This window comes from Mongoliitalea sp., from assembly GCF_054166905.1.
Genome location: NZ_JBSZCK010000016.1, coordinates 14,032 through 29,447 on the forward strand (window position 1 = coordinate 14,032; position 15,416 = coordinate 29,447).

13 protein-coding genes are annotated in these 15,416 nt (G+C 40.5%); 7 read left to right on the plus strand and 6 right to left on the minus strand.

All coding sequences use genetic code 11. The annotated features are described in order from the left end of the window. Positions 1-24: 24 nt before the first annotated feature. Entirely contained in the window at positions 25-1,353 is a 1,329-nt protein-coding gene (locus ACXIUD_RS05765; RefSeq protein WP_458051670.1) for a Gfo/Idh/MocA family protein, read from the plus strand. A gap of 201 nt (positions 1,354-1,554) precedes the next feature. Here the strand turns inward: ACXIUD_RS05765 and ACXIUD_RS05770 are convergent, their stop codons facing one another. Together ACXIUD_RS05770 and ACXIUD_RS05775 are read right to left on the minus strand one after the other, a co-directional pair. After that, positions 1,555-2,184: a hypothetical protein gene (locus ACXIUD_RS05770; protein ID WP_458051671.1), complete on the minus strand. Its 630-nt coding sequence runs from the start codon at positions 2,182-2,184 to the stop codon at positions 1,555-1,557. After that, positions 2,181-2,609 carry a hypothetical protein gene (locus ACXIUD_RS05775; protein ID WP_458051672.1) on the minus strand — a complete coding sequence of 143 codons (429 nt, stop codon included), beginning with the start codon at positions 2,607-2,609 and terminating at the stop codon, positions 2,181-2,183. The genes ACXIUD_RS05770 and ACXIUD_RS05775 overlap by 4 nt, the downstream gene beginning before the upstream one ends. A 268-nt stretch (positions 2,610-2,877) precedes the next feature. On the opposite strand from ACXIUD_RS05775, the gene ACXIUD_RS05780 reads away from it, so the two are divergent. Genes ACXIUD_RS05780 through ACXIUD_RS05800 form a run of 5 tightly spaced genes read left to right on the plus strand, consistent with a single transcriptional unit; the run spans position 2,878 to position 7,001 of the window. Then, positions 2,878-3,447, plus strand: coding sequence for an RNA polymerase sigma factor (locus tag ACXIUD_RS05780; RefSeq protein ID WP_458051673.1), 570 nt, complete (start codon positions 2,878-2,880; stop codon positions 3,445-3,447). Then, positions 3,440-4,165: a hypothetical protein gene (locus tag ACXIUD_RS05785; RefSeq protein WP_458051674.1), complete on the plus strand. Its 726-nt coding sequence runs from the start codon at positions 3,440-3,442 to the stop codon at positions 4,163-4,165. Before ACXIUD_RS05780 ends, ACXIUD_RS05785 begins: the two co-directional genes overlap by 8 nt. 28 nt (positions 4,166-4,193) lie before the next feature. Continuing rightward, positions 4,194-5,240 carry a hypothetical protein gene (locus ACXIUD_RS05790; protein ID WP_458051675.1) on the plus strand — a complete coding sequence of 349 codons (1,047 nt, stop codon included), beginning with the start codon at positions 4,194-4,196 and terminating at the stop codon, positions 5,238-5,240. A 12-nt stretch (positions 5,241-5,252) separates the two neighbouring features. Continuing rightward, positions 5,253-6,062 carry an outer membrane beta-barrel protein gene (locus tag ACXIUD_RS05795; RefSeq protein ID WP_458051676.1) on the plus strand — a complete coding sequence of 270 codons (810 nt, stop codon included), beginning with the start codon at positions 5,253-5,255 and terminating at the stop codon, positions 6,060-6,062. Between the two features lie 12 nt (positions 6,063-6,074). Beyond that, a complete protein-coding gene (locus ACXIUD_RS05800) occupies positions 6,075-7,001 on the plus strand; it encodes a DUF4097 family beta strand repeat-containing protein (RefSeq protein ID WP_458051677.1) in 927 nt (308 codons plus the stop codon). Between the two features lie 119 nt (positions 7,002-7,120). On the opposite strand, the gene ACXIUD_RS05805 is transcribed toward ACXIUD_RS05800, so the two are convergent. After that, positions 7,121-7,720, minus strand: coding sequence for a transposase (locus ACXIUD_RS05805; RefSeq protein WP_458051678.1), 600 nt, complete (start codon positions 7,718-7,720; stop codon positions 7,121-7,123). 302 nt (positions 7,721-8,022) lie between these two features. Here ACXIUD_RS05805 and ACXIUD_RS05810 point away from each other — a divergent pair, with 302 nt between their 5' ends. Beyond that, positions 8,023-8,913 carry a dienelactone hydrolase family protein gene (locus tag ACXIUD_RS05810; RefSeq protein WP_458051679.1) on the plus strand — a complete coding sequence of 297 codons (891 nt, stop codon included), beginning with the start codon at positions 8,023-8,025 and terminating at the stop codon, positions 8,911-8,913. A gap of 204 nt (positions 8,914-9,117) precedes the next feature. Here the strand turns inward: ACXIUD_RS05810 and ACXIUD_RS05815 are convergent, their stop codons facing one another. From ACXIUD_RS05815 to ACXIUD_RS05825, 3 genes are all read right to left on the minus strand, one after another. Then, positions 9,118-10,500: a RagB/SusD family nutrient uptake outer membrane protein gene (locus ACXIUD_RS05815; protein ID WP_458051680.1), complete on the minus strand. Its 1,383-nt coding sequence runs from the start codon at positions 10,498-10,500 to the stop codon at positions 9,118-9,120. An 18-nt stretch (positions 10,501-10,518) separates the two neighbouring features. Then, positions 10,519-13,500: a SusC/RagA family TonB-linked outer membrane protein gene (locus tag ACXIUD_RS05820; RefSeq protein WP_458051681.1), complete on the minus strand. Its 2,982-nt coding sequence runs from the start codon at positions 13,498-13,500 to the stop codon at positions 10,519-10,521. A 316-nt stretch (positions 13,501-13,816) separates the two neighbouring features. Next, a complete protein-coding gene (locus ACXIUD_RS05825) occupies positions 13,817-15,346 on the minus strand; it encodes a M20/M25/M40 family metallo-hydrolase (protein ID WP_458051682.1) in 1,530 nt (509 codons plus the stop codon). Between the last annotated feature and the right edge of the window lie 70 nt (positions 15,347-15,416).

Sequence of the window (15,416 nt, forward strand, 5' to 3'; positions counted from 1 at the left end):
TCCAGTAACCTAACCATTAAACCCATGAATTCCAGAAGAAGATTTTTACAAAACACCTTATTGGCAACCGCAGGTCTGAGTATGCCTAGCTTAGTAACCGCAGACGAATTTTTCAAAACCTATGGTCGTGTGCCCGCCAGCGATCAACTCAATGTAGGAGTCATTGGATGCAAAGGAATGGGTTGGTCCAATATGAGTGCGCTGTTAAAGAATCCAGCGGTCAATTGCATTGCACTAGCTGATATTGATCAACAAGTGCTGGCACAACGCTCAGAAGATGTAGTCAAAGCAAGAGGAAAAAAGCCAACGCTTTATGGCGATTACCGAAAAATGTTGGAAAGTAAAGACATAGACGTCGTAGTTATCGGAACACCCGACCATTGGCATTGCTTGAATCTGATCGATGCATTGGATGCAGGCAAACATGCCTATGTAGAAAAGCCACTAGCCAATTCCATAGAAGAATGTCAATTGATGGTCAAAGCGACAGAGAAATATGGCAAACTGGTACAAGTAGGCCAATGGCAACGGAGTGGTTCCCAATACAGTCAAGCCATTGATTTTGTCAAATCTGGGCAACTCGGCAATATCCGACTCGTCAAATGCTGGGCTTACCAAGGCTGGATGAAGCCTGTTCCTGTAAAAAATGACAGCCCTATCCCCTCAGGAGTAGATTATAATATGTGGCTTGGACCCGCACCAAAACGTGCTTTCAATGAGAATCGCTTTCATTTTAATTTCCGCTGGTTTTGGGACTATGCAGGTGGACTAATGACAGATTGGGGCGTTCATGAACTCGATATTGCATTGTTTGCAATGGGCGCTTCTGCACCAAAATCAGTCATGGCTTCTGGTGGCAAACTAGCCTATCCTGACGATGCATCCGAAACTCCCGATACCTTGCAGGCAGTCTATGAATACGATGGTTTCAATCTTTTATGGGAACACGCCACAGGCATTGACGGAGGAAACTATGGCTATGGAGAAGGTATTGCCTTTATTGGCAACAATGCCACACTCGTGGTCAACAGAGGCGGTTGGGAAGTGATTGCTGAAAAAGACAGTGGAAAACCAAGAATCGAAGCCATGGAAAAAGTTAGGCCACAAGGCAGTGCTTTGGATCAACATATGGAAAACTTTGTGCAGGCGATCAAAGAAAATAATGCAGATCTTCTCAACTGTGGAGTGCAAACTGGAAGTGTCGCTGCCATCAATGCACACATGGGCAACATTGCCTTTAAGACTGGTCAGAAAATCTACTGGGACAAAGAAAAATCCTTATTCACCAATTCCGAAGCGAATGCATTAATCAAGGCTGATTATCACAATGGTTGGAAGCTGCCTCAGGTGTAGCTTCCAATCCTCTATGCCAATTTTTAAGATCAGTCAAAAGCCAGAACAGCCCAACTGATATAAGTACTACAAGGTCAAATTGAAGAAATCTTTGTTGCTCTCCTAAATAGTGAATGGCATATATAAACCCACCAAACGGGTTGAAAAGAAAATAAATGGATTGATTCGATAAGGTATTCCCTAAATTAATAAGTAATGCACTCAGTAAAACTCCACTAATATTCCAATGCTACCTCTAAAATCCGTTGAGCGCTCTAAGTAAGGTCTGTCAAATGGGTTGATCACAAGCTGATTTCCCCGAAAGAATCCTGAACCAATCGCTCCCGTAAGATAAACTCTATGAACTTCAGGCTCTTTAAACAACTGGTATTTGAATCCAATATTCCCATAAAAGTGTTGATAATTCAACAGAAAGCGTCGAGGACTTTCACCGTGTACCACCACCAGAGATCCATATCCTATATCTGTTCGAATTTGAAATTTTTCAACAATTGGAATATCATAGAAAATGAATATACCAGAGTCTCTAAAGCGAGTGCGCTCAAAAAAGCCTCCAAGAAACTGATTATCCAAAATTCGAGCTCCTTGAGCACCTGCGTATAGGCCGACTCCCGGATAGCCTTCAAAACGAAACGTCATGTTAAATTGATAGCCAGGATTGATTTGATAGGCATCTGCCAAATAGCTTCCGCTCAAAAAATTTCTGTAGGTACCTTCCACGCCAAATCCAAACAACAAAGGAGAGCCCTTCTTATGCTCCTTCAAATCTTGTGCAGATAGTGAAGAAACAGCCAAGCATAAGCCAAATAATATTCCCGAAATACGATTCATGGCCTTCGTAATTGAATCAAACCTACCTGAATCACTCCGTCTCCGTCTCTTTGATCAGTATTTAGAGGAACAATGGTTGCAGCTACTTCCCCATCAAAACGCTCAAACACCAATAGATTTGGTTCCTCTACGCCTATCCCATACCTTTCATTGAGATTATTCCTTGGAACTACAAATCTAAATTCTCCCAAGTTATTGGTTTGTTGTTGATAAATAATTCTGTCAAAGGTAACCTCAGCATCCAGGTTCCACCACTGAGGTTCTGCCACAAACAACAAATCTAACCCCGCTACAGGCCTCCCCTCCTCATCTACAATCACCCCGATAAATGAGCTAAAGTTATTATTTTCAAATTCCTTACATCCTGATGTAAAAAATACCAATACAAAAACAATCAAAAAGACCGGAGCAAAATTACACTTCATAACATCTCAAGTTCTAAACCGACTAAATATACTGTTTAAAATTTATATTCACGAATTCTTTGGAAAAAGCTCACATATTTGTGAGTGTGATCCTGCCTTACGTCCGCTTGCATACAAATTTGTTCGGCGTAGATGAAAACAAAAAACAAATCTATCCGACTGATTTAAAGTATTTTAACTTAAATTGAAAAATAATTTGAGAATTTTTAACATTCCCATGCAACCTTCTTTCCCACATCTGTATCTACCTATTTGAACGCAAACCACTATGTTTTTTCGAAAAAGCTACCATACAGAAGACGAACTCCTTAAAGGTTGCCAAAATGGCGACAAGAAGGCGCAGCGAGTCCTGTATGAGCGCTACTCTTCCAAGTTCTTTGCAATATGTCTGCGCTACACTAAAGACAAGTTTATCGCAGAAGATGTATTGGTAGAAGGATTTATGAAGATTTTCGAAAGACTACATCAGTTTGAAAATAAAGGAAGTTTTGAGGGTTGGATGAAGAAAATCATGGTCACTCAGGCTCTCTTAAAACTTCGTTCCAATAAGCACCTGAATATGGAAGTATTGGTAGATGAATCATGGCCCTTGGAAAACAATGGTTACGAACTCTCCCACTTGGAAGCAGCTGACTTAATGGGACTGATTGCCGAACTTCCGGTAGGCTATCGAACCGTTTTCAACTTATATGCGATCGAAGGATATTCTCATCAGGAAATTGCAGCCCTTTTGGGAATTACAGAATCCACCTCAAAGTCCCAATTAAACAGGGCGAGAGGAGTATTGAAAGAAAAAATTGCCGGACAACAACTGAAAGAAAGGAGCATCAATGGCTAATGAACAACATCAATTGGACACATATTTCAAGCAAAAACTTGAAAATCATACCGAGCGCCCTTCCCAACTCGCTTGGGAACGAATTGAAGATGGACTAGGAAAGCCCAGGAGAAAAGTATTTGTCGGATGGTATGTAGCCGCTTCTTTGATGCTGCTTATGGGCATAGGTTACCTTTTGCTGAGACAAGGGTCTTTGGATGGTAACTTGGTAGAAGAAAATCTGGTCTCTCAACAATTGGAAGAAGTGATCAACAAGGATGAATCAAGCGTCGATTCCACTGAAGCTCCTGCTAATATTTCTCCAACATCTTCAGAGCCAACTTCACAAATTAGATCTGATAAAACACCTACAGCATCCAAACAGCAAATAGTAAAAGAGACAGTTCCTACAATTGAGACTATCGCTGAAACCATCGCACAGCGGGAAGTGGAAGAAGAACTATTTATCAGCCTTCCTGAATTAAAACTCCCTGAATTAACATTGGATCAGACGATTGCATTTGTAGATCCAACAATGACCTATGCAATCGAAGAGGAACCTTCCTATACAGTAACCATCCGTTCCTCTGGAATAAAAGCAGAAGCTCCTAAGGACAACTTAATCGATGAATTAGAAACCAAAGTAGATAAAATCGGAGGATTTATCAGCCGTGGATTTGCAGACCTGCAGGATGCCAAATCCAACCTGTTTGCCCTCAACAGCCCAAAAAGAAAATAAACCAACACAAACTGAAAATCATCAACACATGAAAAAATATATCTTAGCGATTTGCTTGATGGCCTTGGTAAAAATGGCCTTTGGGAATACGTCGGAGAATCTTATGCACTTCTCTGAGGAATTTACAGCACCCCAAGACACTATCATCGTGGAATTTGGAAAGTCCGGAAAAATCATGGTGATCGTGGATAATAAAGAAGATTTTGAGCGCCTCAAAAAGATGAATGTCAACCAAATCATCTCTGAACTAGACCTGGCTGTCGATGAAAAAACCGGAGAATTGGTAGTAGTTGAAATTCAAAACAAGAAAGGCACCAAAGAAGTGGTCCGAGTTTCGGAAAATGGAATGGAAACAGAAGTCAATGTAGGAGGAATCCGCATCAGTGTAGACGAACGAGGCCCGGAAACCAAAGTAAAAGTTGAGACTGGTACCCGTAAAAAATCAGACCCCCCATTTCGCACCTATTTCAACTTAGATTTGGGAATCAACAGTTATTTGAATTCAGAAGGAAGTTTTCCGAGCTCCTCTTCACCATACGCAGTCCGTGGATGGGGTAGCTGGAACGTGGGCCTCAATTGGATGGCCTCTCAACGAATCACGAAAGGCTTTTATTGGGATTTAGGCTTAGGTGTACAGTGGTACAATTTCAAGTTTGAAAATCGAGACTTCCAAGCAGTAAGAGGTGATGGAGAAATTGATTTTATTCAGCGCACGGATGTAGCCGGTTTCAAAAGTAAGATTTCTGCCTCGTATCTGACTGCTCAAAGTTTGTTCCGCTTGGATTTTGGTAAAATGAATGACAATGGAAAAAGAGGAATCAATGTAGCTGTAGGTCCCTATGCTGGCTACCGCTTAGGAGGCAGAAGCAAATATGTGTACAGACCTTTAGATGGCGGAGGACGTAGAAAAGAGCACCTTCCAACAGGAATCTATCTTAACAACTTCAGATATGGTGTTCGGGGAGAAGTTGGTGTAGGTCGCTTGAAATTCTTCTCAACTTATGACCTCAATACCCTATTCCAAAATGGAGCAGGACCAGAATTGCACCCCATTACATTCGGTATAGTCTTTTAATCAACCTACACTATGAACTTTATTAAAACCAACTATTTACTACTCCTATTGTGTTTCATTTCTTGGGCGGGGATAGTCTCTGCCCAAGAAACTGATTCTTTGAGCTCCAAAAAGATTCTAAAGCAAAAAGAATATAAAGTATTCGGTAGCCAATGGGACTACACCAAATACGAGGATGGTTCTTTTTCTTTTCAAACAATCGATAAAGACGTTGTTTACTACCAAGATAAAAAACGAAAAAAAATTGATTCTTCCCTCAATTTTGACCTTGGCATCAATCAGTGGGTAGATAGTAACACGCTCCCACAAGTAAAACCATGGGGTAGCTGGGCTTTTGGAATCAACTATGGTGTTCGAAGAAAATTCGGTAATCATTTCTCCATCAAACCCATGTTAGGAGTCAACTGGTATAATTTCAAATTCGAAGATCGGAATCTACAAGCATTGAGGAGTCCTAATGGAATCGTATTTGAAGAATTTCAGTCAGGAGGAGGTACCAAGTCAAAGATTTCAGCTTCGTATGCAAACCTGACCTTGATGAGTTACTTTCATAGTAAAAGTGAGAACTTTAGAATCGGCATAGGCCCTTATGCGGGGATGCGCTTGGGTGGACGTGGCAAATTCGTCTATAGGGATGAAGACAACCGTAGAAACAAGGAATTCCAACGAGTAAATATGTTTGCCAATGACTTCCGATACGGAGTTCGAGGTGAAGTTGGGGTAGGAAAAGTTGATTTATTTGTCAATTATGACCTCAATGAATATTTCCAACAGAACAAGGGTCCACAAGTACAAACCATCAGTTTCGGTATCATTCTCTAAACCAATACAATCATGATCAAATTTATTAAAATAGGTATGCTCAGCTTAGTTTTTCTAAGCATAATAACCACAGGTTTTGGGCAAGTGAAAACATTAGTAGATGTCCAAAAAACATTCAACAACATCCAAAAAGTAGAGGTCTCGGGGGGAGCGCTGGAAATTGAATATATAGGAGGTCAGTCCACGGCAGTTAAGGTTGATGCCTTCCTTGAGTCCAATAACTACAATCAGGACATCGTGTTTGTAAGTGTGGGAAACGTGCTTAAAATCTCCCATAAAATGGAATCAAGCAATTGGAACAATAACCGTACAAAAGGGTATATCCGCATAACTGGCCCGAATGATATGATTGTTGAAATGAGTGGAGGATCTGGCTCGATTAAAGCAGAAAACATCAATTCTGACGAAACAAGACTCAACGTAAGTTCAGGCTCCATCAAAGCCAAAAATATTCAAGGAAATCTCTTGGCGACAGCTAGTTCCGGCAGCATCAGTTTAGAAAAAGTCAATGGGAATATTTCTGGAAAAGTAAGTTCTGGAAATGCAAAAATCACAGATGTAGTAGGTGATGTTGAATATGCTTCTTCCAGTGGGGGAATTACAATCAAAGAGGTAAATGGACGTGTCAATCTTCGCTTAACTTCAGGAAATGCACAAGTTGAAAACGTTTCGAATTTGGGAGATATGTATTTGACTTCCGGGAATTTGAGAGCATCCAAAGTAGGATTGAGCCCAGATACCCGTATCTCGGGAACATCAGGAAACTTTACTATTCAAACCTATTCCAATCTTCAAGATTTTAACTTCAATATGCGCGCCAGCTCTGGAAATATCACCATCGGTGGATCAAGAGGCGGAAAGAATATGATCATCAACAATGGCTCAGACGCCGAAGTAAGAGGCTCGATCTCTTCCGGTAATATTTCGATTACGAATTAGGATAAAATAGGAGTAAAAAAACTTTTCCAAAGTTTTAGAACTTTGGAAAAATTAGCTGGAACGAGACCTGGCAGGTTTTGAAAACCTGCCAGGTCTTCCACTAATCACAATTTAACAGACTACCCCTCCATATCCGCACTCATCAGCCATTCTTTTTTCGCTTCCATCATTTCCGATACATGACTCCAATTATCAAAAAAATTCAAATAGTAGTTCCTATCCAGCGAAGAAAGCATGCCTAAGTTCCCATAAGCTTCCCAACTAGACCATTTCCAGTCTTCATGTTTTTTAACAAAATTGTGTTTGACAGGATTTAAGTGGATGTATAAAAACGTTTCTTGCCATTGAGATTCTGTTAAGATGGGGATGCGTTTGAAAGGCTCTAAAAAAAGACTCCCTCTTCTTTCAAATCTCCTATTGAAAGCCTTTGAATACGAGTTAAAAAAATCACTGAAAGCTTTAATTACAGGATTTTTAGAAGCATGACCGAGTTTGGCAGGAGAAAGACCTGGCAGGTTTTCAAAACCTGCCAGGTCTTCCCGTACTCGAATCAGGAAATGAAAATGATTCGGCATCAAACAATAAGCATACGTATCCACATATCCTCCAAGATACTTTTTATACTGGTGCAAAAAGTAGCGATAATTTTCCTGCTCCCGAAAAATATTCTCGGATCCAATCGCATGATTATAAACATGATAAGATTGACCTAGCTCCATAAGTTCTAGTTTTCTAGCACATTGACCTATTAAGTTAAAAGAAGCGCCTTTATACAACAAGACTTTTCCTAAGAAAAACTTTTCCAAAGTTTTTCTTAGGAAAAGTTAGCTAACCTGTAAATGTTAGCTAAAACAAAGACCCGGCAGGTTTTGAAAACCTGCCGGGTCTATACCTGCCGGGTCTAAACTCTTTGACCGATAAACCATTCCATCCTCCGCTGAGTTAATTTCCTTAGTAGAAGCAGCGGCGAATCTTTAGATTCGTTCAATTACAGCTTTTTAAATACTAACGGATTAACACTATGAAAGAAATAAACAAAGAAAATCTATCACAGGAAATCTTTGACATGTACGACTACTACGTTCACGGTCAGATCAATCGAAGACAATTTGTAGATAAACTTGGCAAGTATGCAGTCGGCGGATTGACTGTATCAGCCATCCTCTCCTATCTTATGCCCAACTATGCCGGCACCTTGAGATTTGGAGAAAATGATGAGCGAGTTAATTCCTATTACGTAGAATATGACTCTCCTAAGGGTGGTGGAAAAATAAAAGGCTTATTATGCATTCCTACCAATTTACAAGGAAAAGCTCCGGGGGTACTAGTAGTCCATGAAAACAGAGGTTTAAATCCTTACATTGAAGATACTGCCAAGCAAGCTGCCTTAGATGGATTTATCGCATTTGCGCCCGATATGCTCTCTCCTTTTGGAGGATATCCAGGAACAGATGATGAAGGCCGAACCATGCAAGCCAAACGGGATCGTTTCGAAATGTTAGAAGATTTCATTGCTGGGTATGAATTCTTAAAAAGCCAAGAAAATTGCACGGGAAATGTAGGTGTAGTTGGCTTCTGCTTTGGAGGCTGGATCTCCAATATGATGGCTTGCAGAGTTCCTGACTTAAAAGCTGCTGTACCTTTTTATGGAGGTCAGGCCATTTTGGAAGAAGTTCCTCAAATCCAAGCCCCGATACAATTGCATTATGCTGAGCTAGATACCCGTGTCAACGAAGGCTGGGATGCTTACGAAGTTGAATTAAAAAAACATAACAAAGCGTATGAGGTTCATTTCTATCCAGAAGTAAACCATGGTTTCCACAACCACTCTACACCCCGCTATGATAAAGAAGCGGCGGAATTAGCTTGGGGAAGGACAGTGGAGTTTTTTAATAAGCATTTAAGAGGGTGAAATAAAGTTGAAATAAGGTGGAAATAAAGTTGAAATATAATTGGGTACAAGTAAAAAACCTGGCAGGTTTGCGAGAAAGTAGATGCAAATAAAATACAACTAATCTAGCTAAAACCTGCCAGGTTTTCGTCCAAATCATTAAAAAAAGAAATAAAAAAGGAGCGATTTTTCGCTCCTTTTTTAATTGACTCAACTTAAGCCATCTTAACGATTGACGTAAGCATCCCAGTTCAACTCCGCCTGAGGATGAGGGAATTGGGTAAATACGGTACCACCATCGAAGGAGGTATCAATTTCACCCAGCTTATCATATCTCCTGGCATCGATCCAACGGTGTCCCCACGGCTCAGCCCACAAAGAATATCTTCTTTGATACAAAATCTCATCGATTAAAGCTGCTTGAGTCGTAGCGCCAGTATAAGCTCCTATACCAGCCGCATTGCGGATGATATTAATAGCCTCTACAGCTTGTGCTGTCTGACCTAAATTGGCATGCGCCTCAGCTTTTAACAGAATCAACTCTTCATTCCGAATAAATGGTATGGAAGAGGTGTTTAAAGGCCATCTTCTATCCTGAAAACGACCTTCCAAAGTACCAAAGTCGGTAGAAACCGTAATTGGTGGATTAGTACGTTCAAAGAATTTATTAGTAACTCTCAAATCACCTGGTGTAGCATCTCTAATCACCGAAGGGTGAACAACTATCATCGTGTTTACAATAACGTTAGGTACGTAAAACAACGGATTGAATATATCTGGCGGAGCTCCATATGGATGTGCTGGACCAGCATTTAAGTTCCCATTCAAATTCATAAAGGAAGCTTCCAGTGCAGTTAATACCCCATTCCAGTCTTTTCTGTAGGCATTTAATCGGGCAGTGATAGCTCTATTGATTTGTCTGATACCTGCGTTTGTATTGAAACCGTTAAATCCAGATGTCAATACCAATGGGAAATTCCCCCCACCCGCAGCAACCAAATCTTGATCAGCTTCATCTAAAATTCCTCTGATATGATTCAACGCCTCATCATAACTCACAAATGGTCCTGGATTCAGAGGATCAGAGATATCAATTCGGATTCCATTTTGATATACAAAATTGGCTGGAATCATAAACTGATACCCTTTAATCGTTTTCGCAAATCCTGCTACTGCTCTCTTGGATGTTTCATTGAGCGTTGCAGCATTATTAGCGGCATTAATCAATACATCGGCTTGCTTGATTGCCTGAAATGGCGCTGCCCATGAACCTCCACCGGTAGCTCCAAAACCAAAGTACGCACGGTCAGGGACTCTTCCAGCTTGACCCAACCAATCTGTTTGGAAACGTGGATCCGATCCATTCAGATACCAAATCTCTCTACCGAATGTATTCCAAGCTTGTGATACGTTTGTCACATAGCCTCTATGTCTTGCTTCCAAGCCAGTCAATAAGAATTGGATCTGCTCATTGGAAGCATTGTTACTGACAGATTCTACGGAAGGATTGTTTGGATCAATAATTTCATCCAATTGCAAGGGATTACAAGCAAATAATGTACTTGCTACTACCGCTGCTAATCCTAAATATTTATTTAATTTTTTCATTGTTCTTAGCGTTAGGTTTTAGAAGTCTACAGTCACATGGAAGAATATTCTTCTTGGAGTTGGATATGGAGTGATGTCCACATTATTTCCAACCGCCTGAGCACCGAAGGTGGATGTTTCAGGGTCGTAACCAAAGTAATTGGTAAATAGGAATGCATTATTCACAGATGTACCCAATCTGATGTTTTCTACACTCTTTCCAAAGAATTGATTAAGAGATGCTTTTGGTACATTATAATACAAACCAATTTCTCTGATTTTTAAGAATGTAGCATCCTGTACCCAACGACCTGCATTATTGAATGGTGCCGGTGGCCGCTGTCTGCCGTTTGGAATTCCGTCTCCATTATCATCATCAAACCAACCTTTGGTTGTACCACCTGCATCTGTAAGGAATGTACTGAGATTCACATTATCTCCTCTGTGTCTGTATTCCATCAAGAACGAGAACTCAAAGTTTCTAGCAAAGGTAAAGTTGTTAACCATCGACATGTTGTAACGTGGCTGAGCATCTCCCCAAATGGTAAATCCTCCTGGATTATTTGGATCTGCTGGAGTTCCTACAATAGTTGTTGGAGAAAATCCTTCTGCGTATAAGAATGTACCCAAAGCTGCTCCAAATCCACCAGAAATGTAGGTAGGAATACCCAATCTTGTCATTTTTAATCGGTTGTGCCAGTACATCACACGTGTATTCCAGCTAAAATTAGGCTTTTGTATAATGGAACCAAACAAAGCCAATTCAAGTCCTTTATTTTCTAACTCTGCTTCATTGCTCGGAGTAGTTGTCACACCGGTAGAAGGAGATAAGGAAAGATTCTGAATATTGTTTTGTGAACGCTTGATGTAGTAGGTGGCTTCTAAACCAATACGATTATTAAAAAACCCTGCATCTATACCCATCTCTAATTCGGTTGCTGTCTCCGGGATAATCTGTCTATTCCCAATTTGGGCAGATACCACAGATCCAAGCAATCCACCAATATTTGATCCTCCTAGAGGAGTAAAGGTAGTTCCAAAAGCTACAGGGCCTGCTGTCTCACCATAAGCAATTCTTGGCTTCAAGGCAGAAACTGTTGACTTATTGGTCCAAAAATCAAAGTTAGTTAAGTTAACTGCAACGGATGCTCTTGGGAATGCGAAGAACTTATTAGGATCTCCGTTCAACGTAGATTTATCCCAACGAATACCAACTGTACCGATGATTTTATCTTCAAAGTTTGCTTCCTGCTGTAAGAAAATACCCGCTTCTTGGATGGTTGAGAAAAACTGATTTTCCACTTGTTGAACAGTTGCCTGCTGAATATTTTTTTGACCTGGAGCTAATCCCCTTCCTCTGTTGAACAAATTGTTATTTTCAAGATTCAAGCGCACCAAACCTGTTTGAGAATTCATATTCACTCTACCCAAATTCCAGTTATAAACTAAACTAGCCTGAAAATTGGTATTAAAGCTTTCCTGCTTACCCCATAAGACATCGCCAGGGACAGCTTGGGCTCTTTGAAACTGTAAAAATTCTGGTAAATACACCAAGGTAGTATTTTGTAGGAAATCTAAACCGCCACTTAACTCAAACGTCATGAAACTGTTAGCTGTTTTGAATACATTTGCATCCAATTTAAACGCTTGTAAAAACCTGTTGACCATTGAATTATTGATTCCATGATCTGTAACGGCTACAGGGTTTTCGGCAAAGTAGGGATTCAGAGGGTAAGTTCCATCTGCATTCCTTCTTAGGTCCCAATAATTAGGCACATAGGCAATATTGTAGCCTATAGATGCTCCTGTGTTATTTTGATTACCTGTGAACCCTCTATCAGAATTACTTCGGATATAATTAGATGAAACACTAAGCCTGAAAACATCTGAAATTTTATGGTCTATATTAGCACGGATGGAATACCGTTGAAATCCAGTATTTCTTACCGTTCCCTCTTCATCTGCAATATTTGCAGACACGAAGAATTTGGTATTTTCTTTTCCTCCGGTTATTGTCAAACGGGAATTCAGTAACCTTGCGGGATTGTTATAAAAATAATCCTCATAATCTACAAATGTATTTGTAGCCACTGCATTTCTGAAACGCTCCAATTCTATTGGTCTTCTAGCTTCCGGAAAAAAGAAGTTTATCTTATCCTCAGACCAATCATCTACACCCAATAGTCTCAATGGACTTGCCGAGCCAATATCTTGGGAGAAGGACACTTTGGTCTTACCTTCAGACCCACGCTTGGTGGTAATGATGATAACCCCTGCATTGGCACGTGTACCATAGATGGCAGCAGCAGAAGGACCCTTCAACACTTCGATAGACTCGATATCGTTAGGGTTCAAATCTGCCAGACGATTGGCTCCATCATCTTGGTTGGAACCGCCAGCTCCTGATACAGACGCCCGACCTGTACGTTGGAAAGAGTTGTTAATGTATACACCATCGACGATAATCAATGGCTGTGAAGCTCCAGTCAATGTAGAAATACCTCTCAACTGAATAGAAACCCCTCCACCCGGTGCGCCTGAATTGGAACGAATGGTTGCGCCGGCAATTTTACCATACAAAGCTCCATCAGTCGTTTGAATGGTTGTGGTACCAGTCAATTCCTTGGAAGATACAGAAGAAACTGCATTAGCCAAGTTACTTCGCTTGACAGAAGAAGCCAAACCTGTAACAATTACTTCTTCCAAGTTTGTCGCATCTTGTTTTAAAGAAACGGTGATAGAACCGGTAGATGAAGTTACAGGAATAGATTGGCTCACATACCCTAGAGAGGATACGACCAAAACAGCATTCGCATTTCCGCTAATGCCAATTGTAAACCTACCATCCAAGTCAGTTACTGCTCCTTGGGTGGTATTTCGGACTAAAATGGTGGCCCCTATCAAAGGCTCCCCTGACCGATCGTCTCGTACAGTACCCGAAACGGAATACTGCGCCATACTCCAACCTGTTGTAAACAACAGCAGCAGTATGACCATGCTGGATTTGTAAATTTTTTTCATAGAATTTTGTTTGGGAATCAACAAATAATTTCAAACTGAAATTAAAAATACAAATTTAATTTGGAGTCTGATTCTTTACAGACGGTTTATTTTTTGTGTTAAAAATGAAATAGACCAATACTCTATTGCTCTTAACTACAAAAAAATAATTTTTTACTCCAATAAAAATGATTTCTAACAAAATATCATTCACCTCTCAATTAACCGCTGAAAATTTGGCGTAAATAGCTTTATCCCTCAAAACCATACAGGTTGAGACACATGTACTCTTCCCTCAAATGATTTTTTTAGTCATTAATCTGTCTTGCAACATCCGTTAGTTGGATAAAGAACTCGATAAAATCGCCAATGCTGTTAATATACCTTCCTTATAATTACCCAAACGAATATTCTCATTGGGTCCATGCTGATTATTATCTGCGTTGACTGTCACCACCGTTACCGCAGGAATATTAGCTAATGCATCAATGAACGGAGCAATCGGAAGCGATCCTCCGCTGATACGTTTGCGAATAGGCTCTTTTCCAAAGGCCTTCACCATCGCTTGATTTAACCAAATCCCTGGCTCAGAATCAAAAGGAGTGCGAAAAGCCTTGTAAGAAATACTCCCTTCCCATTTAATCAACTTCGGGTGGGTAATTCGTTCTTCTTCGGTAGGCTCACGATCTAATATATGGTATCCTTGATTTTCAATATGTCCACGAATCAAGGAAAATAAGCGCTCCGGATCTGATTCAGGAACCAATCGCACATCAATCTCTGCAATTGCCTCCGCAGGTACGATAGTTCTTGCTTCCATACCCACAGAACCAGAAGAGAACCCACGGATATTCAAACTTGGGTATTGGATGGATTCCTGATAAGTCTCTCCTACTTTATCGAATTCAGCAATCCCGATTTTTCGCATAATCTCCTCATCTATATCAGGTACTTGGCGTAAAATATCTTTTTCCGCATCCGTCAAAACAATTCCATCATAAAAACCAGGAATAATCACCCTACCCTGTTCATCTTTCATACTACTGAGCAATTGGGCCAATCGAAAAGCAGGATTCGGGGCATAATTGCCATAATGACCACTGTGCTGATCTGCACGGGGACCATACATGGTCAAGGTAATTTCCGATATCCCCCGAGCTCCAAAACTGAGCGTGGGTTCATTGCTTACATGGCGGGGGCCGTCCATGATCAGCATCATGTCTGCCTGTAATTTTACCGCATTTTTGACTACTGCCGAGGCTAAGTGTGGAGATCCAATTTCTTCTTCAAAATCCAACACTACCTTAATCGAATAATCAGGGAGAAAACCAGCTTCTATTATTGCATCCCACGCCGTCAAAAACATCGCCAAAGGTCCCTTATCATCGGAAGCAGAACGTGCAAAAATCCTCCATTCGGGATCATAATCAGTCTCCAAGGCACTCATGGAAATAGTTTCCCACTTCCCCTTGGAATCCTTTTTCTTAAGTGTTGGCGTAAAAGGAGAAGGTTGATCCCATTGCTCGGGAAATACTGCTTGTCCATCCACATGAAAATAGAACAACACGGTCTTAGTTGCTGTTGGATTGATTTTGGAAGCTAATAATAAGGGAAAACCATCTGTTTCTAATCGTTCCACATCCCATTGACGGGCTTGAAAATTTTGCTCACACCATTCCAAATTAGGCCATAATTGCTCGGGATAATGAGAATCATTGGGGATAGATAAAAGCTCATTCAAAATCCCTATTCCTGAAAGAAAATGGTTTTCAGTTAGTTGGTGAATATCAAGAGTTGATGCCTGTTGGGCTCGAGTATTCCAAGAAAGGAGCAAAAAGAAGAGGAAATAAATTGTACGTGTGTTCATCTGCTGGGTAATTTGAATTGAAAATAACGATCCCATTAGCAAATGCTACTCAAAAAATTACAAAAGGCGA

Excerpts from the sequence above, each read along its gene's own strand:
- ACXIUD_RS05765 (WP_458051670.1), top strand. The coding sequence starts at position 25 with ATGAATTCCAGAAGAAGATTTTTACAAAACACCTTATTGGCAACCGCA.
- ACXIUD_RS05770 (WP_458051671.1), bottom strand. The coding sequence starts at position 2,184 with ATGAATCGTATTTCGGGAATATTATTTGGCTTATGCTTGGCTGTTTCT.
- ACXIUD_RS05775 (WP_458051672.1), bottom strand. The coding sequence starts at position 2,609 with ATGAAGTGTAATTTTGCTCCGGTCTTTTTGATTGTTTTTGTATTGGTA.
- ACXIUD_RS05780 (WP_458051673.1), top strand. The coding sequence starts at position 2,878 with ATGTTTTTTCGAAAAAGCTACCATACAGAAGACGAACTCCTTAAAGGT.
- ACXIUD_RS05785 (WP_458051674.1), top strand. The coding sequence starts at position 3,440 with ATGGCTAATGAACAACATCAATTGGACACATATTTCAAGCAAAAACTT.
- ACXIUD_RS05790 (WP_458051675.1), top strand. The coding sequence starts at position 4,194 with ATGAAAAAATATATCTTAGCGATTTGCTTGATGGCCTTGGTAAAAATG.
- ACXIUD_RS05795 (WP_458051676.1), top strand. The coding sequence starts at position 5,253 with ATGAACTTTATTAAAACCAACTATTTACTACTCCTATTGTGTTTCATT.
- ACXIUD_RS05800 (WP_458051677.1), top strand. The coding sequence starts at position 6,075 with ATGATCAAATTTATTAAAATAGGTATGCTCAGCTTAGTTTTTCTAAGC.
- ACXIUD_RS05805 (WP_458051678.1), bottom strand. The coding sequence starts at position 7,720 with ATGGAGCTAGGTCAATCTTATCATGTTTATAATCATGCGATTGGATCC.
- ACXIUD_RS05810 (WP_458051679.1), top strand. The coding sequence starts at position 8,023 with ATGAAAGAAATAAACAAAGAAAATCTATCACAGGAAATCTTTGACATG.
- ACXIUD_RS05815 (WP_458051680.1), bottom strand. The coding sequence starts at position 10,500 with ATGAAAAAATTAAATAAATATTTAGGATTAGCAGCGGTAGTAGCAAGT.
- ACXIUD_RS05820 (WP_458051681.1), bottom strand. The coding sequence starts at position 13,500 with ATGAAAAAAATTTACAAATCCAGCATGGTCATACTGCTGCTGTTGTTT.
- ACXIUD_RS05825 (WP_458051682.1), bottom strand. The coding sequence starts at position 15,346 with ATGAACACACGTACAATTTATTTCCTCTTCTTTTTGCTCCTTTCTTGG.